The 19,621-nt window shown below is 59.0% G+C and carries 22 protein-coding genes; 8 read left to right on the forward strand and 14 right to left on the reverse strand.

The window, feature by feature from the left end:
* The first annotated feature begins 173 nt into the window (after positions 1 to 173).
* Genes ispH through rnhA form a run of 3 tightly spaced genes read left to right on the forward strand, consistent with a single transcriptional unit; the run spans position 174 to position 2,156 of the window.
* The gene (gene ispH, locus BAR1_RS16330; RefSeq protein WP_118944014.1) at positions 174 to 1,124 is read left to right on the forward strand and encodes a 4-hydroxy-3-methylbut-2-enyl diphosphate reductase; all 951 of its coding nucleotides are present in this window, start codon (positions 174 to 176) and stop codon (positions 1,122 to 1,124) included.
* A complete protein-coding gene (locus BAR1_RS16335) occupies positions 1,121 to 1,711 on the forward strand; it encodes a class I SAM-dependent methyltransferase (protein ID WP_118944015.1) in 591 nt (196 codons plus the stop codon). Before ispH ends, BAR1_RS16335 begins: the two co-directional genes overlap by 4 nt.
* Positions 1,704 to 2,156, forward strand: coding sequence for a ribonuclease HI (gene rnhA, locus BAR1_RS16340; protein WP_118944016.1), 453 nt, complete (start codon positions 1,704 to 1,706; stop codon positions 2,154 to 2,156). The genes BAR1_RS16335 and rnhA overlap by 8 nt, the downstream gene beginning before the upstream one ends.
* A gap of 18 nt (positions 2,157 to 2,174) precedes the next feature.
* Here the strand turns inward: rnhA and BAR1_RS16345 are convergent, their stop codons facing one another.
* Genes BAR1_RS16345 through def (BAR1_RS16360) form a run of 4 tightly spaced genes read right to left on the reverse strand, consistent with a single transcriptional unit; the run spans position 2,175 to position 4,365 of the window.
* Complete coding sequence (locus tag BAR1_RS16345) at positions 2,175 to 2,411, reverse strand: GlsB/YeaQ/YmgE family stress response membrane protein (RefSeq protein ID WP_118944017.1); 237 nt, start codon at positions 2,409 to 2,411, stop codon at positions 2,175 to 2,177.
* A 39-nt stretch (positions 2,412 to 2,450) separates the two neighbouring features.
* Positions 2,451 to 3,350 (reverse strand): methionyl-tRNA formyltransferase, encoded by a 900-nt coding sequence (fmt, locus tag BAR1_RS16350; protein WP_118944018.1) that lies wholly within the window; start codon positions 3,348 to 3,350, stop codon positions 2,451 to 2,453.
* Entirely contained in the window at positions 3,347 to 3,841 is a 495-nt protein-coding gene (def, locus tag BAR1_RS16355; RefSeq protein WP_118944019.1) for a peptide deformylase, read from the reverse strand. Before def (BAR1_RS16355) ends, fmt begins: the two co-directional genes overlap by 4 nt.
* Positions 3,838 to 4,365: a peptide deformylase gene (gene def, locus BAR1_RS16360; RefSeq protein ID WP_118944020.1), complete on the reverse strand. Its 528-nt coding sequence runs from the start codon at positions 4,363 to 4,365 to the stop codon at positions 3,838 to 3,840. Before def (BAR1_RS16360) ends, def (BAR1_RS16355) begins: the two co-directional genes overlap by 4 nt.
* Before the next feature lie 99 nt (positions 4,366 to 4,464).
* On the opposite strand from def (BAR1_RS16360), the gene BAR1_RS16365 reads away from it, so the two are divergent.
* The gene (locus BAR1_RS16365) at positions 4,465 to 5,637 is read left to right on the forward strand and encodes a MalY/PatB family protein (protein WP_118944021.1); all 1,173 of its coding nucleotides are present in this window, start codon (positions 4,465 to 4,467) and stop codon (positions 5,635 to 5,637) included.
* A 43-nt stretch (positions 5,638 to 5,680) separates the two neighbouring features.
* Here the strand turns inward: BAR1_RS16365 and BAR1_RS16370 are convergent, their stop codons facing one another.
* The 3 genes from BAR1_RS16370 to BAR1_RS16380 form a co-directional block, all read right to left on the reverse strand.
* Positions 5,681 to 6,529 carry a universal stress protein gene (locus BAR1_RS16370; RefSeq protein WP_118944022.1) on the reverse strand — a complete coding sequence of 283 codons (849 nt, stop codon included), beginning with the start codon at positions 6,527 to 6,529 and terminating at the stop codon, positions 5,681 to 5,683.
* Between the two features lie 3 nt (positions 6,530 to 6,532).
* Complete coding sequence (locus BAR1_RS16375; RefSeq protein ID WP_118944532.1) at positions 6,533 to 8,011, reverse strand: SulP family inorganic anion transporter; 1,479 nt, start codon at positions 8,009 to 8,011, stop codon at positions 6,533 to 6,535.
* A 116-nt stretch (positions 8,012 to 8,127) separates the two neighbouring features.
* Positions 8,128 to 9,312, reverse strand: a complete 1,185-nt coding sequence (locus tag BAR1_RS16380) for an MFS transporter (RefSeq protein ID WP_118944023.1) — start codon at positions 9,310 to 9,312, stop codon at positions 8,128 to 8,130.
* Between the two features lie 92 nt (positions 9,313 to 9,404).
* Here BAR1_RS16380 and BAR1_RS16385 point away from each other — a divergent pair, with 92 nt between their 5' ends.
* Complete coding sequence (locus BAR1_RS16385) at positions 9,405 to 10,571, forward strand: CapA family protein (protein WP_118944024.1); 1,167 nt, start codon at positions 9,405 to 9,407, stop codon at positions 10,569 to 10,571.
* Here BAR1_RS16385 and BAR1_RS16390 read toward each other — a convergent pair.
* Positions 10,568 to 11,011 carry an RrF2 family transcriptional regulator gene (locus BAR1_RS16390; RefSeq protein WP_118944025.1) on the reverse strand — a complete coding sequence of 148 codons (444 nt, stop codon included), beginning with the start codon at positions 11,009 to 11,011 and terminating at the stop codon, positions 10,568 to 10,570. The two genes, BAR1_RS16385 and BAR1_RS16390, sit on opposite strands and share 4 nt — an antisense overlap.
* A gap of 126 nt (positions 11,012 to 11,137) precedes the next feature.
* On the opposite strand from BAR1_RS16390, the gene BAR1_RS16395 reads away from it, so the two are divergent.
* The 3 genes from BAR1_RS16395 to BAR1_RS18425 are packed head-to-tail and all read left to right on the forward strand — an operon-like array spanning position 11,138 to position 13,635.
* A complete protein-coding gene (locus tag BAR1_RS16395; protein WP_118944026.1) occupies positions 11,138 to 12,505 on the forward strand; it encodes a cytochrome ubiquinol oxidase subunit I in 1,368 nt (455 codons plus the stop codon).
* Positions 12,506 to 12,514: 9 nt separating this feature from the next.
* A complete protein-coding gene (gene cydB / locus BAR1_RS16400) occupies positions 12,515 to 13,519 on the forward strand; it encodes a cytochrome d ubiquinol oxidase subunit II (RefSeq protein WP_118944027.1) in 1,005 nt (334 codons plus the stop codon).
* A complete protein-coding gene (locus BAR1_RS18425; protein ID WP_118944028.1) occupies positions 13,519 to 13,635 on the forward strand; it encodes a DUF2474 family protein in 117 nt (38 codons plus the stop codon). The genes cydB and BAR1_RS18425 overlap by 1 nt, the downstream gene beginning before the upstream one ends.
* Before the next feature lies 1 nt (position 13,636).
* Here BAR1_RS18425 and BAR1_RS16410 read toward each other — a convergent pair whose 3' ends face one another.
* The 6 genes from BAR1_RS16410 to BAR1_RS16435 are packed head-to-tail and all read right to left on the reverse strand — an operon-like array spanning position 13,637 to position 19,560.
* On the reverse strand, positions 13,637 to 14,392 hold the full coding sequence (locus BAR1_RS16410; protein ID WP_118944029.1) for an SDR family NAD(P)-dependent oxidoreductase: 756 nt from the start codon (positions 14,390 to 14,392) through the stop codon (positions 13,637 to 13,639).
* Complete coding sequence (locus BAR1_RS16415) at positions 14,389 to 15,159, reverse strand: ABC transporter ATP-binding protein (protein ID WP_118944030.1); 771 nt, start codon at positions 15,157 to 15,159, stop codon at positions 14,389 to 14,391. Before BAR1_RS16415 ends, BAR1_RS16410 begins: the two co-directional genes overlap by 4 nt.
* Positions 15,156 to 16,013 carry an ABC transporter ATP-binding protein gene (locus BAR1_RS16420; RefSeq protein ID WP_118944031.1) on the reverse strand — a complete coding sequence of 286 codons (858 nt, stop codon included), beginning with the start codon at positions 16,011 to 16,013 and terminating at the stop codon, positions 15,156 to 15,158. Before BAR1_RS16420 ends, BAR1_RS16415 begins: the two co-directional genes overlap by 4 nt.
* Positions 16,010 to 16,939: a nickel transporter permease gene (gene nikC / locus BAR1_RS16425; protein ID WP_118944032.1), complete on the reverse strand. Its 930-nt coding sequence runs from the start codon at positions 16,937 to 16,939 to the stop codon at positions 16,010 to 16,012. Before nikC ends, BAR1_RS16420 begins: the two co-directional genes overlap by 4 nt.
* Positions 16,936 to 18,000 carry an ABC transporter permease gene (locus tag BAR1_RS16430; RefSeq protein WP_118944033.1) on the reverse strand — a complete coding sequence of 355 codons (1,065 nt, stop codon included), beginning with the start codon at positions 17,998 to 18,000 and terminating at the stop codon, positions 16,936 to 16,938. Before BAR1_RS16430 ends, nikC begins: the two co-directional genes overlap by 4 nt.
* Entirely contained in the window at positions 18,001 to 19,560 is a 1,560-nt protein-coding gene (locus BAR1_RS16435; RefSeq protein WP_228408875.1) for an ABC transporter substrate-binding protein, read from the reverse strand. It lies immediately after the preceding gene.
* Positions 19,561 to 19,621 lie beyond the last annotated feature (61 nt).

The following is a 19,621-nucleotide window of genomic DNA, read 5'->3' on the forward strand; positions in this document are numbered from 1 at the left end:
CGCACCTGCGTTGCAGGCGCTGCCTCGCCCCCTGCCGGATGAATGCTTGATACTGATCAGACGCGACACGCTATAAACACAAAAGCCGGGGCCAGCGCTCCGGCTTTTTCCTTTGCGGGGCTGGACGCCGCCGCTTGCAGGCCCTAATTCTAACGCAACTGGACAGGGCCGATATGACAAAACCACCGCTAACCCTTTACCTTGCCGCCCCGCGCGGTTTTTGCGCCGGCGTTGTGCGCGCCATCAAGATTGTCGAACAGGCAATCGACAAATGGGGCGCACCCGTCTATGTGCGCCACGAAATCGTGCATAACAAATTCGTGGTGGATGGCTTGCGCGAAAAGGGCGCGGTGTTTGTCGAGGAACTGGATGAATGCCCCGATGACCGTCCGGTGATCTTTTCCGCCCACGGAGTGCCAAAATCAGTCCCTAACGCGGCACAAACGCGCAATATGACCTATGTCGATGCCACCTGCCCGCTGGTCTCCAAGGTGCATATCGAGGCCGAGCGACACAATGAAAACGGTCTGCAAATGGTGATGATCGGTCACGAGGGCCACCCCGAAACCGTGGGCACAATGGGCCAGTTACCCGCGGGCGAGGTTCTGTTGGTCGAAACCGCCGGGGATGTCGCCAATCTGGATGTACGCGACCAAAACAAGCTGGCCTATATCACCCAAACCACCCTTTCCATTGACGACACCGCCGAAATCGTCGCGGCACTAAAGGATCGCTTCCCCGCCATCATCGGCCCGCACAAAGAAGACATCTGTTACGCCACCACCAACCGCCAAGAGGCGGTCAAGGAAATCGCCGCCAAATCCGACGCCATCCTTGTAATCGGCGCGCCGAATTCGTCCAACACCCGCCGTCTGGTCGAAGTGGGCGCGGCGGCTGGTTGCGAGTATTCACAACTGGTGCAACGGGCAAAGGACATCGACTGGCGTGCGCTTGAGGGTATCACATCTCTGGGCCTTGCCGCCGGTGCCTCGGCCCCCGAAGTGCTGGTGGACGAGGTGATCGACGCCTTTCGCGCCCGCTATGACGTGACCGTCGAACTGGTGGAAACCGCCAAGGAACACGTCGAATTCAAAGTACCGCGCATCCTGCGTGAAGCAGTATGACCGACCCAACCACCATCGCCGTCTATGACGCGAAATTCGCCGATTATGTCGCGCTTGAAGACAGCAAATGGCGTGATCCTTCGCTGGACCGGTTCGCCGAAATGCTACCCGAAGGCGCTCATGTGCTGGATCTGGGCTGTGGTCCCGGCAAGACGGCCGCATTTTTGCAAAAGGCGGGGTTTACTGTGGAAGCCACCGATGCTTCGGCCGCTATGGTGAAGGTGGCGGCGGAAAAATACGGCATTCCCGTGCGGCATGCCACCTTTGACGACATCGGCGGGCAGGACAAATACGACGGCATCTGGGCCAACTTCAGCCTGCTGCACGCGCCCAAATCCAGAATGCCCAGCCATCTGACGGCCCTGCACAAGGCGCTGAAACCGGATGGCGTGTTTCATATCGGCATGAAATCGGGCAGCGGCGAACGCCGTGACCGGCTGGACCGTTTCTATGCCTATTACAGCCAAACCGAACTGGAAGACCTGCTGACAGATGCCGGTTTCCACACTCTTAACGCCACTTTTGGCAACGGCACCGGCCTTGACGGCAGCCGCTCTGACTGGATCATCATAACCGCCCATGCCTGACCTATATGCCTATACCGACGGAGCCTGCTCCGGCAATCCCGGCCCCGGAGGCTGGGGCGCACTGCTGATCGCCCGCGATGGCGACAAGGTGCTGAAGGAACGCGAGCTGTGCGGCGGCGAGGCCGACACCACCAACAACCGCATGGAACTGCTGGCGGCGATTCACGTTTTGGAAACACTGGAACGGCCCTCGGCCCTGACCATCATCACCGACAGCGCCTATGTGAAAAACGGGGTGACATCGTGGATCCACGGCTGGAAGCGTAACGGCTGGTGCACCTCGAACAAAAAGCCGGTGAAAAATGTCGAACTGTGGCAACGCATCGACGAGGCGCAAGCGCGCCATGATGTGACATGGGAATGGGTCAAGGGCCACGCGGGGCATCCGGAAAACGAACGGGCGGATGAACTGGCCCGTCGCGGGATGGAACCGTTCAAACCTTAAAAAGGTGCGGCTTAGGGCCTATTTCTGGAAATACGTCCGGTAAACCCAGATCAACAGCACCGCCCCCAGAACCGCCCCGACAAAGCCGAAAGCGATGCTGGTCAGGGTCAGCAGCACCCGCAGGGCAATCCCCCCGATCAGCGCACCGAAGATTCCGATGGCAACAGTGGTGATAACATCCGTTTCCATACGCATCAGCCGCGTGGCAATGAACCCCGCAGCGGCGCCGATTATGATCAGAAAGACAACTGGCATAGAATTGATATAAGCAGCTTTGGCGCTTTTCCAACCCGTCTAGCTTAACTGCTTTGGTAACGCGAACCCGCGCAGCAATTCTTCGGCCTCCATTGGCCGTTTTCCCTGCCTCTGGGCCTGCAAAACCTCGACCGCGCCGTCGCCACAGGCAATCCGCAAACCACCCAGCACCTGACCGGCTGCACCCTTGCCTTCGACCACACGGCTGCGCAGCAGTTTCAGGCGCTCGCCTTCTACTTCGCACCACGCACCGGGAAAGGGCGATAGCCCGCGGATCAGCCGGTCCACTTCGACCGCCGTTTTTGACCAATCCACCCGCGCCTCGGATTTGTCGATCTTCTTGGCATAGGTCACGCCCTCTTCGGGCTGTGGAACAGGCTCTAACTCGTCCAGATTCGCCAAGGCTTCGACAATTGCCGCAGCACCCAGCGTCGACAACCGGTCGTGCAATTCCGCTGTGGTTTCTTCTGCCCCAATCGACAGCGCCTTGCGCAGCAACACCGGTCCTGTGTCCAGTCCGGCCTCCATCTGCATGATGCAAACGCCGGTTTCCTTGTCCCCTGCCATGATCGCCCGATGGATCGGCGCCGCCCCGCGCCAGCGCGGCAACAGGGACGCGTGGATGTTCAGACAGCCCTTTGCGGGGGCGTCCAGCACCGCTTGCGGCAGGATCAGACCATAGGCCACGACCACGGCAATATCAGGCTCTAACGCAGCGAATTCCGCCTTTTCGGCCTCGCCTTTCAGCGATTTGGGAAAGCGCACGGGCAGGCCCAGTTCCTCGGCCTTCGCCTGCACCGGACTGGGGCGGTCCTTTTTACCGCGCCCCGCCGGACGTGGCGGCTGACAGTATACGCAAAGCACCTCGTGCCCTGCCTCGACCAATGCTTCCAGAACCGGCACCGAAAAATCCGGTGTGCCCATGAATACAACCTTCATCGCACCCCTTTCCGCGCCTTGCGCAGCAACATATCGCGTTTCACCTTGGACAGGTTGTCAAAATACATCCGCCCGTTCAGGTGATCAATCTGGTGCTGGACCGATGTCGCCCACAGCCCGACGAAATCCTTTTCCTCGACATCGCCCGCCGCATTCAGAAACCGCACCGTCACCGCGCGGGGCCGTTTGATCACGGCGGACACACCGGGCAGGTTCGGGCTTGCCTCCTCGTGTTCGCGCAGTTTGGCCGAGGCATGCAGCACCTCGGGATTGGCCAGCAAAACCGCCTGTCCGCGTTCCTCGGAACAATCGACCACCGCAAGGCGCAACATCACGCCGATCTGCGGCGCGGCAAGGCCCACGCCGGGCATCGCGTCCATGGTTTCGACCATATCCGCCCAGATGCCGCGCACCTCGTCGGTCACGGCCTCGACCGGTTCGCAGACCGTTTTCAGCCGTTTGTCCGGGTAGGGCACAAAGGGGCGGATCATGCCTTTTCCCGTGCCCGCTCGCGTTTCAGCTTGACCATTTTACGGGTGATCAACTGGCGTTTCAGGGGTTTGAGGTAATCAATGAACAGCTTGCCGTCCAGATGGTCGATTTCATGCTGGACGCAAGTCGCCCAAAGCTTGTCGAACTTGGCCTCGCAAGCGGCGCCGTGCATGTCCAGCCACGTTACAGTGACTTCAGCGGGGCGTTCGACCTCGGCGTACTGCTCGGGGATCGAAAGGCAGCCCTCTTCATAGGTATTCAGCGCCTCGGATGTCCACTGAACCTTGGGATTAAACAGCACCATCGGCTGCGGGTCCGCGCCTTCTTCCTTGACGCAATCCATCACGATCAGCCGTTGCAAAACACCCACCTGTGGTGCCGCCAGACCGATGCCCGGGGCATCGTACATGGTTTCCAGCATGTCCTCGGCCAGCTTGCGCAAATCATCACTGACCCCCTCAACAGGGGCACAAGCCTTTTTCAGGCGCGGATCGGGGTGTATCAATATCGGTCGTATACTCATATCGCTCATGTAAGACATGATACGCCATGGTGCAACGCCCCTTGCCATTATAGCGCAATCCGCTAGCGTGCTGGCAAAACCGACAAGGGACAGAACACCATGAGCTTTGACGACATCATAGACCGCCGTAACACCCATTGTGCCAAATGGGACGTGATGGAGCCGCTATACGGTGTGCCCCTGAAAGACGGCATCGCCATGTGGGTCGCCGATATGGATTTCCGCGCGCCTGATTGTGTGCAGGACGCGGTGCAGAAAATGCGCGATCACGGGATTTACGGCTATTTCGGGGATGATGCCGAATACAAGAACGCAATCCGCTGGTGGATGAAAACCCGCCACGGCTGGGATGTGGAGGCCGGCGATATTTTCACCACGCACGGGCTGGTCAACGGCACGGCGCTATGTGTCGATGCCTTTACCGAAAAGGGCGACGGTGTGGTGTTGTTCACCCCCGTTTACCACGCCTTTGCCAAGGTGATTAACGCCGCGGGGCGCAAGGTGGTGGAATGCCCGCTGGTCAACAATGACGGCCGCTATGAAATGGATTTCGCCGCCTATGACGCGCAGATGACCGGTGCGGAAAAGATGGTGATCCTGTGTTCACCGCATAACCCCGGCGGACGGGTCTGGACGCAGGAGGAATTGCAGGGCGTGGCCGATTTTGCCAAACGACACGATCTGCTGCTGGTGTCGGATGAAATCCACCACGACCTGATTATTTCCGATGCCAAGCACACGGTGATGTCGCTGGTTGATCCATCCATCGCGGATCGTCTGGTGATGATGACCGCTGTCACCAAAACCTTTAACATCGCGGGTGCCCATACCGGCAATGTGATTATTGCCGACCCTGAATTGCGCGCCAGATTCGCCGCCACCATGCAGGCGCTGGGCATGTCGCCCAATTCCTTTGGCCTGTTCATGACCACCGCTGCCTATTCACCCGAAGGGGCGGCGTGGGTGGACGAATTAACCACCTATCTGGCTGGCAACCGTGACCTGTTCGATACGGCGATAAACGCCATCCCGGGCCTGAAATCCATGCCGCTGGAGGCCACCTATCTGGCATGGGTCGATTTTTCCGGTACGGGGATGGACGCGGAGGAATACACCGCACGGGTCGAGAAAGTCGCCAAAATCGCGGTGAACCACGGCGAGACTTTTGGCACTGGCGGCGAGGCCTTCCTGCGTTTCAATCTGGCCACGCCCCGTGCTGTGGTGCAGGAAGCGGTTGACCGGCTGAAAGAAGCCTTTTCGGATTTGCAATAACCACGCGCCGCCCCGCATCAGGTGCGGGGCAGCCTGCCTGCCCCTACCTGAACAGCAGAACCGGCACCTGACAGCTTTGCACCATCGCCGTGGTGGTCGAGCCGATGATCAGGCTGCGGATACGGGAATGGCCATAGGCACCCATCACCAGAATATCGGTTCCATCCTTTTGCGAGGTCTCGCAGATCACCTTTTCCGCCTGTCCCTGCGCGATCTCGGTTTCCACCTGATACCCCGCATCGCGCAACAGTGCCGCCGCCCCCTCGAGGGCGCGTTTGACCTCGGTCTTTTCCGCGCCCACGGTCAGCAGCTTGCAATCCAGCCCCGCGAAAACCTTGCTCTGCTCGATATGGTTTACCGCCTTCAGCGACGACGCCCCGCCATCAAAGGCAATCATAAACCGCTGCGGTTTTTCAAACGCGCGCGAGGCCACCAGAACCGGCTTTTTGCACGACCGAACGACACGTTCCAGATTGCTGCCCAGATGCCGTTTGGCGAAATCTGCCGCCTCGCCGCGTTTGCCGATGATCACCAGATCGGCGTCCGCTTCGGCGGCCAGCAGTTCCTCGACCAGATCGCCCTGCCGCAGGCGTGTGGTGACATCCGTCACCCCGTCGCTACGCAACCGCGCTTCGGCATCTTCCAGAATGGCGCGCCCGCGTTTTTGCGCCAACCTGGCATTTTGCGCGTCCAGATCGGCCAGTTCTTCCATCAGCTTGCTGCGTGCGCCCAGACCGATGTTGCCCGACAGGTTGGTTTGCTTGGCCTCGGGGTGTTTCAGAACATGGATCACTTCAACGCTGGACCCTTTGCGCGTCGCAATCCACGCCGCGTGGTCACAGACGCTTTCGGAATAGGCAGAGCCATCCACCAGTGCGATAATCTTTGACATGTTCTAGTGCCCCATCAGACGTTCGATTGCATCAGGCTTATCATGGATCGCAAGTTTATCCACGATGGTTTCGGTGGCCTCGTTCATACCGATGATTTCCACCTCGGCGCCTTCACGGCGGAATTTGACCACCACCATGTCCAGCGCCTGAACCGAGGAAATATCCCAGATATGCGCATGGGTGACGTCGATCACCACCCGTTCCAGCACCTCGTGGAAATCGAAGGCGGCGGTGAAATCGGGGGCCGAGGCAAAGAACAGCTGCCCTTCGACCCGATAGGTCCGCTGCCGCCCGTCCGGGGACAGTTCCGAGGTAATACGGAAGATCTGCGCGATCTTTCCGGCAAAGAAAATCCCCGACAACAGCACACCGGTCAGCACGCCATAGGCAAGGTTATGCGTCAGCACCGTGACCACCACGGTCGCCAGCATTACGATGCTGGAGGATCGCGGATGATGCCGGATATCGCGGATCGAGGACCAGCTGAACGTGCCGATCGACACCATGATCATAATCGCCACCAATGCGGGCATGGGGATCTGTTTCACCCAATCGCCCAGCACCACGATCAGGAACAGCAGGAACACACCGGCGGCAAAGGTGGATAACCGCCCGCGCCCGCCGGATTTCACGTTGATCATGGATTGGCCAATCATCGCACAACCGGCCATGCCACCGATGAAACCCGTGGCAGTATTGGCAATCCCCTGCCCCACACATTCGCGGTTCTTGTCGCTTTCGGTGTCGGTCAGATCATCAACGATGGTCGCTGTCATCAGGCTTTCAAGCAGGCCCACAGCGGCCACGCCAGCGGACACTGGGAAAATGATTTTCAGGGTTTCAAAGTTCAGTGGAATATCGGGCAGCAGGAAAATTGGCAGGGTGTCAGGCAGCGCGCCCATATCCTGCACCTCCCGCACGTCCAGCCCGAAATACATTGTCAGCCCGGTCAGCACGATGATGGTCACCAGCGGCGAAGGGATGGCTGTGGTGATGTAGGGAAACAGGTAAATAATGGCGAGGCCCCCCGCGACCATCACATAGGTCAGATAGGTCACCCCTGTCAGTTCGGGCAACTGCGCCATAAAAATAAGAATTGCCAGCGCATTCACAAAACCCGTGATGACAGACCGCGAAACGAACCGCATCACATTCCCCAGCTTCAATAGCCCCGCTGCAATTTGCAGCAATCCGGCCAGCACAGTGGCAGCCAGCAGATATTGCAACCCGTGATCCTTGACCAGCGTCACCATCAGCACCGCTGTCGCCGCCGTCGCCGCCGAGATCATACCCGGACGCCCGCCGACAATCGCGGTGATCACCGCAATTGAGAACGACGCATACAGGCCCACCTTGGGGTCAACGCCCGCGATGATCGAAAAGGCAATTGCCTCGGGGATCAGGGCCAGCGCCACCACAAGGCCCGCCAGCAGGTCGTTACGGATATTGCCCAGCCAGTCATGGCGCAGGGTGGTCAAAATGTCGGTTTTCACGTCGGGGTCTCCGGTTTCGCACTCGAACCGCCGCAAATAGCGCGATGTGACGGTTTTGGCCAGAGCAAAGGTGAAAACAGGGTGTTGTCAAACTGGCCGACGTTCTAATCGGTCCGGTCTTGGCTAAATCCATAAATCAGCACACCCACCAACACCGCCCCGCCAAAGAACAAAAACAGCGCCTGATAGGGCTGTGCGGGACCCGTCGCGCCGACCAAAGCCGCGCCATGCACCCGCCCGCTAAGCGATTGCAGGATGCCCGCGCCACCGATGCCGAACAGGTTCAGCAACGTCACCCCGCGCCCCGTCAGATGCGGCGGTATAAAGGCCCGCGCGTGTGCGATGATCACCGCAAAACTGGCCGCAAACAGACCCACCGCCGCCATCATGGCGATAGATAACCACAGGCTACTGGCAGGCAGAAAATACAGTGACAATAGCGAAAGCGCTGCTGCCAGATTGCCCCAGAACACAATCCATTTGCGGGTCGGGAACAGGCGGTCCAGCGGCCCGTAAACGAAATTGCCCAGCGCCATTGCCAACCCCATCGCCAGCGTGGCCTTGCCGATCATTGCCGCATCGGCAGCGTACACATCGCTTAGGTAGGGACCGATCCACAGACCCCGAATACCTGCTGCGGCCGCGTAATTCACTGTCATCATCGGGATAATCAGCCACAGCGCGGGCATTTTCAGCAGGCTGAGGACCGAGCCTTTGGCGTCCTGTTCATGCACCGGCGTTTCGGGGTCTTTGACAAACAGCAGGATTGCCAACGCCACGGCCAATGTGATGACGGCCAGTGCAAACAGTGTCTCGCGCCAGCCGAAAACCTCGCTGGCCCATGTCATCGGCATGGAACTGGCGATATTGCCCAGCGACCCGAATCCGATAATCGCCCCCGCGAGCGAGGCAAACACCACGGGCGGAAAACTGCGGGCAAAGATGTAGAACGACGCCATCAACACCGGCGCACAACCGATCCCCAACAACACCATCGCAATGATGATATGCAGCGGTGATTGCGCCAGGCCGAATACCAGCGCGCCGCCCGCGCCGCCAAAAGCCAGCAGGATCGACGCGGTGCGCTTTGGTCCGATCTTGTCCAGCGCCCAGCCGACCGGCAATTGCATAACCGCAAAGGCCAGAAACCACATCCCCGAGGCCAGCGACAGATCATCCGGCAACGCCCCGATATCTGTCTTTAACGCAGGCGTCAGCACCGCCAGAAAGGCGCGGTAAAACTGGCTGAGCATATAGGCCAGAACGAGGGTGAAGATTCCGAGTTTCATCCGGCGCAGTTTTCACGGCTTGAAGAAGGATGCAAGTTTATTCCGCGTTCTTTATGCACTAGGATAGCCGCAACGACAGGCGAGGAGCGGTGATGAAACGTGCATTGGGATGGGGTCTGCTGGCCCTGACGTTATTGGCGGGCTGTGTGCCTGAACAGCAGGTGCAAACCGGCGGGCAATGTGTGCCTAAACCGGCGTTTCAGGCCCCGCCGGTCAATCCTTGTGCGGATTCAGAACGGGTCAGGTTGACCATTGTCGGCGATGTGTTGCTGCATTGGCCGATCCAGCAAACCGGCTATAAATACGGATTCCGCAAAATGTGGGCGCAGGCCGATCCCTATCTGGCGTGGGGGGATCTGACCATCGGCAATATGGAAGGCCCCGTTGCGCCGGGGGTGGATCAATCAGGCCGTAAGGTGGGTGATCCGGGGCCGGTGTATGGCACCGGCGTCTATACCGGCTTTCCGATGTTCAATTACCATCCGCAGATTTTGAAGGAATTGAAAGCCTCGGGGTTTGATTTGATGACCACGGCGAACAACCACGCGATGGATCGCGGATCATTGGGCGCGGATTTAACGTTGCGGGAAATGGCCAAGGCGGGGCTGGGGGCTGTTGGGACGATCCGGTCAGGGGCGGCGCGACAGTTTGCGGTTCGGCGGGGCACGGCGCTGGGCACGGTTTCCTTTATCGGTTGCAGTTTCTCGACCAACGGCAATCCTGATCCGAAACGGCAGGTCTTGTTGTGCTATGGCAACCGCAGTGAATTGCTGTCGCTGGTGCGACGCGAGGCGGCCGATCCATCTGTTGCGGCCGTGATCGTTTTGCCGCACTGGGGGCAGGAATATTCCTCGACCCCCGACACACAGCAGGTGGCCTTGGCGCGTGATCTGGCAGCCGCAGGGGCCACGGCAATCGTCGGCACCCATCCCCATGCAGTGCAGCCGTTTCGCCTGTTGAACACCGGGCGCGGGCAGGTGGTGCCGGTGGTCTATTCCACGGGAAATTTCATTGCCATGCAAACCGAAATGCCCTCGCGCGTGGGGGCGATGGCATTGCTGGAAATGTGCAGGGGGCCGGGCGGCAAGAGGCTAACCGTGAACCGGCTGGGCTGGATTGCCGAGCAGATGTATTTCACCAAAACCAGATACTGGATGGAGATTGCACCGGTCGGGGCCACTGGGGACAAGGGGTTGCCCTATCGCCACCTGTCCAAAATCGCACCGGGGTTTTCGGCACAGCCGCAGGCGTGTCGTTAAGCTTTGCCCAGCGCCCGACTGCGTTCCAGCAATTCGTCACGGTTGGCGGCGATATCGGCAATGGTCAGCCCGTCCAGAACGGCCATAAAGGCCGCTGTGGCGTCCTGAATGGCAAAGGACAGGCGGCAAATACCGGACAGCAGACAGGTATTTTTGCTGGGATTGAAACACTCGACCACATCCAGATTGCCTTCGGTAAGGCGCACCACATCGCCAACGATAATCTGGTCCGCCGGTCGCGCCAAACGAAACCCGCCGCCACGCCCGCGCTGGGTTTCCAGATAGCCCGCCTTGCCCAGTTGATGCACGATTTTTACGATATGCGGACGGGCCAATCGATGCACCTTGGCCACATCATCAACCCGCAACAGATTCGGATCATGCAACGCCGCCATTTGCAGCGTGCGCAGGGCGTAGTTGGTATAACTCGTTAGATTCATAAGGCTTTCCGCTTATTCCAAGGTGCGACAATAAAGATATATTTCAGATATTGCTTTGTGGCAAGCATCTCTATTAAACATGTATTCATTAAATATATATGGCAAATATATCTATGGGGTATCGCCATGTTTGACGGATTCACAGCCGAGGCTCTGGCACGGGCACAATTCGCCTTTACCATCTCGTTCCACATCATCTTTCCGGCCTTTTCCATCGGGCTGGCCAGATTCCTGACGGTGCTAAACGCGCTGTGGCTGCGAACGCAGGATCGCACCTATCTGACGCTGTTCGAATACTGGAAAAAGATATTCGCGGTGGTGTTTGGCATGGGCGTGGTTTCGGGCATCGTCATGTCCTACCAGTTTGGCACCAACTGGAGCGTGTTTTCCGATAAAACCGGCCCGATCCTCGGCCCGCTGCTGGCCTACGAAGTGTTGTCGGCCTTTTTCCTTGAAGCCGGATTTCTGGGCATCATGTTGTTTGGCCGTGAAAAGGTGGGGCCGCGCCTGCATATGTTTGCAACCGCAATGGTCGCCATCGGCACCCTGATGTCGGCCACATGGATTCTGGCGGCCAATTCGTGGATGCAGACCCCTGCGGGCTATTCCATCAATGACGTGGGGCAGTTCACGCCCGAGGACTGGTGGGCGATCATCTTTAACCCGTCCTTTCCTTACCGGCTGGTGCATATGGTGCTGGCGGCGTTCCTGTCCACATCCTTTGCCGTGGCCGCAGTTGCCGGGTGGCACCTGCTGAAGGATGGCAACAACGGCGCGACCCTGCGGATGTTTTCGATGGCCATGTGGATGGCGGCAATTGTGGCCCCGATCCAGATCGTTGCCGGTGATGCACACGGGTTGAACACGCTGGAACACCAGCCTGCCAAGGTGATGGCAATGGAGGGGCACTACGACAGCCACCCCGACGGCGCGCCGCTGATCCTGTTCGGCATCCCGAACCCGCAGGAAAAACGCATCGACTACGCCATTCAAATTCCGAAACTCTCCAGCCTGATCCTGAAACACGATCTGAATGCACCACTCGCGGGGCTGGACACGGTGCCGGACGCGGAGGAGCCGCCCGTCACCGTCGTATTCTGGTCCTTCCGCATCATGATCGCCATCGGCTTTGCCATGTTGGGCATCGGCATCTGGAGCCTGTGGCGGCGCTGGAAAGGCACACTGTATCAGGACCGCTGGCTGCACCGCGCCTCGGTATTGATGGGGCCAAGCGGCTTTGTCGCCCTGCTGGCCGGATGGGTCACCACCGAAGTCGGCCGCCAGCCTTTCACCGTTTACGGCGCATTGCGCACGGTTGACTCGATCGGTCCGGTGGATGCGCCTGCCGTGGGGGCATCGCTGCTGGCCTTCATCTGGGTCTACTTTTTCGTTTTCGGGGCTGGGTTGTTTTACGTTTTCCGGCTGATGCGGCAGGCGCCGGACAGGCCCGCGCCATCACCCGACACCCAACCCGTCAACACTGTTCAGGCATAGGAGGCCAAAATGCTGTTCGATCTACCTTTCATCTGGGCCGGCATCATCGCCTTTGCCGTGCTGACCTATGTTATCCTTGACGGGTTCGATTTGGGCGTCGGCATCCTGTTCCCCTTTGCCAAATCCGAACAGGACAAAGACCTGATGATGAATTCCATCGCGCCGGTTTGGGATGGCAACGAAACATGGCTGATCCTGGGGGGCGGCGGGTTGCTGGCCGTGTTTCCGCTGGCCTATGCCATCATCCTGCCCGCGCTTTACCTGCCGATCATCACCATGCTGCTGGCGCTGATATTCCGCGGCGTGGCCTTTGAATACCGCGGCCGCACCAAACGCTGGAAACCGGTGTGGGAGGTCGGCTTTGCCGCCGGATCCGCAATCGCCGCGATGATGCAGGGCATCACTCTTGGCGCTTTGGTGCAGGGGATCACCGTGGTGGACCGCGCCTATGCAGGCGGCTGGTGGGACTGGCTTAGCCCGTTCACCGTATTGACCGGCCTGTCCGTGGTTGCCGGTTACGCCTTGCTGGGGTCAACATGGCTGATCCTGAAAACCGAAGGCGCATTGCAACAAATGATGCGCGACAAGGCCACGATGCTGGGCATAATCACACTGGCCGCCATCGGCACCGTTTCGGTGCTGACCCCGTTTCAGGACCCCATCTATTTCCAGCGCTGGTTCAGCTTGCCCGGTAGCCTTTATACAATGGTCGTGCCACTGGCGATGGCGGCGCTGACGTGGCTGTTGTTCAGCAGCCTCAAGGCCGGTCACGACGCCCGCCCCTTCATCGCATCCCTGTTGATTTTCGTGGTCAGCTTTGTCGGCGTCGGGATCAGTTTCTATCCCAACATCGTGCCCCCTTCTGTTTCGATCTGGGAGGCCGCAGCGCCGGACTCCAGCCTGCGCTTTACCCTTTATGGCACGCTGGCACTGGTGCCGCTGATCCTTGGATATACCGGATACGCCTATTGGGTATTCCGTGGCAACGTTAACCCGGACGAAGGATACCACTGATGACCCGACACAGCCTTGCCCGCCGCCTGCTATGGTTTGCCGGACTGTGGCTTGCTAGCGTACTGGTCCTGACCGCCGTAGCCTTTGCCATTCGTCTGGTGATAGGGACGGGATAACTTACTCTTCCCGCAATGCCGCCAGCCCCACACCGGCGGCTTCGAACCCGCCATCGGCGGCCACCACCTGACCCGTGACAAAGCTGGCCTTGTCCGAGCACAGGAACACGATCACCTGCGCGATTTCCTCTTCGGTGCCGTAGCGGTTTAACGGCATGGCCTTGTAATAGGCCGCGCGGATTTCGGGGCTGTGGACGGCGATGGCCAGTTTGGTGGCCACAGGGCCGGGGGCGACGCAGTTGGCGCGGATGCCGACTTCGCCCAGTTCCACCGCCTGTTGTTTGGTCAACTGGATCACCGCGGCCTTGGAGGTGCCATAGGCCACCCGCAAGGTGCTGGCCCGCAGGCCCGAGATAGACGCGATGTTGACGATCGCGCCGCCCTGTTTGGCCATATGCGGAATGGCGGCTTGCGAACACAGGAACACGCCGTCCAGATTGGTTTCCATCACTGTGCGCCATGTTTCGAAATCGGTTTTGCCGATTGGTTCAAACGCGGCCACGCCGGCGTTGTTGACCAGTGCATCAATGCGGCCCATTTCGTCGATCACCCGCGCCACCATCGCATCCACCTGATCGGGTTGCGATACGTCACAGATGATGGGCAAAACGCCCTCCATCCCGTCGGCCACTTTCATCAGTTCGTCTGCATCGCGGTCGATCATCGCCACGCGGCGACCTTCGGCCAGAAACAGGCGGGTGGCGGCAAGGCCGATGCCGCGGGCGGCACCGGTGACGATGGCGGTTGTCCCCCTCATGCCGATTGCGCCGCGTTGGGGTTATAGCCGAACGACGAATCCAGCAGGTGCTTGGTGTAGGGGTGTTTGGGGTTCATCGCGCGCATATCCTCGACCGTCATCACCTCGACGATTTCGCCGTTCTGCATCACGGCGGTGGCGTCGCACATATGCGCGACCACGGCCAGATTGTGCGACACCATCAGGTATGTCAGCTTGTGTTCTTCGCGCAGGTCCGACAGCAGGTTCAGCACTTCGGCCTGCACCGAGACATCCAGCGCCGAGGTGGGTTCGTCCAGCAGGATTACCGAAGGTTCCGGCGCAAGCGCACGCGCAATCGCCACCCGCTGACGCTGGCCGCCCGACAGTTGGTGCGGATAGCGAAACCGGAACGCAGGGCCAAGGCCCACGTCATCCAGCAGTTTCATGATGCGGTTATCAATGTCCTTGAAGCCATGCAGCGACAGGGTTTCGCCCAGCACCTGATCCACTGAATGGCGCGGGTGCAGCGATGCGTAGGGGTCTTGAAACACCATCTGCACGTCTTTGTAAAAATCCTTGGGCCGCTTTTTGCCCAGCTTGAAATCGCCCACCTGAATGGTGCCCGACCAGGTTGGCGCAAGGCCCATGATGGCGCGCAATATGGTGGATTTACCCGAGCCGCTTTCCCCGACCAACCCGAAACTGGCACCGCTGGGCACATCGAACGTGGCGTTCTTTACGGCATCTACACGGTCGGCTCCGTCGCCAAACCAGACGTTCAGATTTTCAATATGTATATGGCTCATGTCCGACCACTCACACTTTCGGCGATACGCCATGTTTCGTCGCGTTTCAGAACTTCCAGCCGGTCCTTTGGATGGCGGATATCCGGCAAAGACCCCAGCAACCCGCGGGTATACGGGTGGGTGGCCTGATCCAGCTTGTCGGCCTCACACACCTCGACCACGCGGCCCGCGTACATGATCAGCACGCGGTCGCAAAAGGACGATACCAGCTTCAGGTCGTGACTGATGAAAATCAGCCCCATGCCCCGTTCGCGCACCAGCCGGTCGATGATCGACAGCACTTGCGTTTGCACCGACACATCCAGCGCCGAGGTGGGTTCATCGGCTATCAGGATTTCCGGTTCGGTCACCAGCATCATCGCAATCATGATCCGCTGGCCCATGCCGCCGGACATTTCATGCGGATAGCTGCGCATCACCCGTTCGGGATCGCGGATCGATACAGCTTCGAGCATTTCGATCGCCTTGGCCCATGCTGCCTTTTTACCCGCCCCCGTGTGGAAGCGGTAAATTTCCATGATCTGGTCCGCAATCGTCATCACCGGATTGAGCGAGAATTTCGGATCCTGCATCACCATCGAGATTTTCTGCCCGCGCACGCCCTGCATTTCCTTCTCGGACATGCTTAGCAAATCGCGGCCATGCAGCTCCATCCTGTCGGCCTCGACCCGTCCGGGCGGCCTGATCAGCCGCAGGATGGCGCGGCCGGTCATGGATTTGCCCGATCCGCTTTCGCCCACAATCCCCAGCCGTTCCTTGCCAAGGGTAAAGGACACGCCGCGCACGGCTTCGAATTCGCCTTGCCGGGTCGGAAAGGTGACGCGCAGGTTTTTGACATCCAGAAGCGGGGTCATGAGTGGCCTCCTTCTTTGGGGTCCAGCACATCGCGCAACCCGTCACCCAACAGGTTGAACGCCAGCGAGACGGTGAAAATGGCAAGGCCGGGCATGGTGGCAACCCACCAGTGATCCAGAATAAACCGCCGCCCTTCGGCAATCATCGCGCCCCATTCGGGGCTGGGGGGCTGTGCGCCAAGGCCAAGGAAGCCAAGGCCGGCAGCGGCCAGAATAACACCGGCCATATCCAGCGTGACCCGCACAATCAGCGACGAAATGCATAGCGGCCAAATGTGGCGTGTGATGATCCGGAATGCCCGCGCGCCTTGCAGTTTGATCGCAGCGATGTAGTCGGAATTGCGGATGGTCAGGGTTTCGGCCCGCGCGATCCGCGCATAGGGGGGCCAAGCAGTTAACGAAATCGCCAGCACCGCGTTTTCGATACCCGCCCCCAAAGCTGCCACAAAGGCCAGCGCCAGAACAAGGCGGGGAAAGGCCAGAAAGATATCGGTGATCCGCATCAGGATAGTGTCGATCCAGCCACCGGTATAACCGGCCACCGTACCCACCAGCAGCCCGACGATAGGCGCGATCAGTGCCACCAGCGCGACAATATACAGCGTGATCCGCGAGCCGTAGATCATCCGGCTAAGAATATCGCGGCCCAGACTGTCGGTGCCCAGGAGATGCCCTTCGGTGCCGGGCGGTTGCAAGCGGTTTCCAAGGTTCTGGGTAAACGGATCCATCGGTGCCAGCAAGGGCGCTGCGGCGGCGATCAGCACCAGCAGCAGCAGGATGCCCAGACCGACCATCGCCATCGAGTTGGATTTCAGCGTCAGCCACCCCGAATACAGCGCCGCGAATTTTGCGTGCCGCCGCGATGTGGGCGTGTCGGTCATCAGCCATTCGCGCAGGGTTTGTTTTTGCATGTTGGTATCCGTCATTTTGCCGCCCTCGGATCAAAGAACCGGTACAGCAGATCGGAGAAGATATTCAGTAGCACAAAGATCAGACCGACAACCACCGTGCCACCCAACACCGCGTTCATATCGGCCGACAACAGCGCCGTGGTGATATACTGGCCAATCCCCGGCCAGGCGAAAATCGTTTCGGTCAACACCGCGCCCTCCAGCAGATTGGCGTAACTTAAGGCGATCACCGTGATCAGCTGCACCTTGATATTGCCAAAGGCGTGCCGCCAGACAACGGTGCGTTCGGGCAGGCCCTTGACCCGCGCGGTGGTGATGTATTCGGCGCTCATCTGTTCCAGCATGAAGGAACGGGTCATGCGGCTGATATAGGCCATCGAATAATAGCCAAGGATCGAAGCCGGCAGGATGATGTGGCTGATCGCGTTGCGAAACACCTCCCAGTTATTATCGAGCATACTGTCGATCAGGATCATGCCGGTGACAGATGGCACAACGTCCTCGTAAAAGATACCGACACGGCCAGGCCCGCCGACCCAGCCAAGGATGCCGTAAAACACCAGCAGGCCCATCAGGCCCAGCCAGAAGATCGGCATGGAGTATCCAACCAGCGCGACAACGCGGGCGACCTGATCAACCCATGTGCCGCGTTTCACGGCAGCAATAACACCAAGTGGGACACCAAGGACCACACCAAAGAAGGTGCCAATGGTCGCCAGTTCCAGCGTGGCGGGGAAAACACGTCTGATGTCTTCTGCAACGGGGCGGGCATTCAGCAGCGACATGCCGAAATCGCCGTGCAGCACATCCCAGATGTAATAGGCAAATTGCACAAGGATCGGCTTGTCCAGCCCCATCGCCTGATAGGCGGCATCATAGGTTTCCCTGGACGCCCTTTCGCCCACAATCGAAATTACCGGATCAATCGGCATCACGCGACCAATGATAAAGGTGACAAATGTCAGTCCCAGCATGGTGACAAGCACGGACCCGATTGTTTTCAGGATTGTTGCATAAACGGACGAGGAAAAGGGCGACTTGCGCCGCCCGTTTCCGTTATTTTCAACGACCGCCATTTACTTGGTGACCGGCCAGTAGGACACAGCGGTAATCGCGCCGCCCAGATTCAGGTTTTGCACGTTTTCACGGCGCCCTGTCTGTTCAACCTTCTGGAACAGAATGGCAAAAGGTGCTTTTTGCAGGAATTCACGCTGGATTTCCTCATACATGCCTTTGCGCACCTCGCGGTCGCCTTCAACAACAGCCGCAGCCACCTTTTCGGTCAGCCCGTCTGTATCCCACGCATTGCGCCATGCCAGAAGGCCGGTGGCCTGCGCTTCGTCGGAATTGTCGGGGTTATAGGCGAATGTGCCGGCGTTAGTGTGCGGATCAGGATAATCCGGACCCCATGCACCAACATACATGTCCAACTCGCGGGCGCGGTATTTGGTCAGGATCTGTTTGCCTGTGCCAACCGTCAGGTTCAGTTTGATACCGGCCTGCGCAAATGTGTTTTGCAGCGACTGGGCAATTTCCAGACGTTCCTGTGCCTCGCGGACACCGGCAGTGATGGTCAGGTCTGTCACACCGGCCTTGGCCAGCAGTTCCTTGGCCTTTTCGATGTTCAGAGAAAACGGCTGATCATCGATTGCACCCAGATAGGTGGCCGGCAGGAAGTTCTGGTGGATCACATACTGGCCTTTAAGGAAGCTGTTCTGCATCCCTTCGTAATCGACCAGATATTTGATCGCCTGACGCACTTCGGGCTTGCTCAGCTCGGGGTGCTTCTGGTTGACCGAGATATACATGATCCGGCCCCGCAGCGCGCTGTCGATGGCCACACCCTCGGCACCGGCAAGACCGGCAACATCATCGGGGTTCAGGTCGCGGGCAACGTCGATATCGCCGCGCTCCAGCATCAGGCGCTGGGTCGAGCTTTCGGCAACGTGTTTCACCACAACGCGCTTCATGGCCGGCTCACCCAGATAGAAGTTCGGGTTGGATTTCAGCGTAACCGATTCATTCGGTTTCCAGCTGACCAGCGTATAGGCGCCGGAACCGGCTGTGTTGGTTTTCAGCCATGTGTTGCCCATGTCGCCGTCGACTTCGTGCTTCATCACTTCTTCTTTGTCCAGAATGCCGCCGATGGTGGCTGTCAGGCAGTTCAGAACAAAGGATGTCGCATAGCGCTTGTCGGTGGTGATCGAAACGGTGTTGCCTTCGGCTTTGATCATATCCTTGGCGTTGTCGGCGTTGAAACCGAACTGCGTCAGGATGAACGAAGGTGTTTTGTTCAGGATCACGGCGCGTTGCAGCGACCATGCGGCGTCTTCGGCCCGCACGGGATTGCCCGAGGCGAATTTCACACCTTCACGCATGGTGAATGTGATGGTTTTGCCATCTTCGGAAACTGTCCAGCTTTCGGCCAGATCGGGGCCGTAACCGGCATCCAGATTCATCGGGTCAAAGTTGACCAGCTTGCCGTAAATATTGCGGCTGACGTCGGAGCCTGCAAATTCGAACGATTCGGCCGGGTCCAGCGTGGTGATGTCGTCGATCCGGTTGGCGATGACCAGCATGTTTGCCGGTGTTTCGGCCACAACGGGCGCGACCGCCAATGTGGCGGCAAAGCTCATGACCACACCGGCCATTATGTTTTTGATTGGTTTCATTATTTATCCTCTCTGATTGACTATT

Source organism: Profundibacter amoris (genome assembly GCF_003544895.1).
Lineage (GTDB): Bacteria > Pseudomonadota > Alphaproteobacteria > Rhodobacterales > Rhodobacteraceae > Profundibacter > Profundibacter amoris.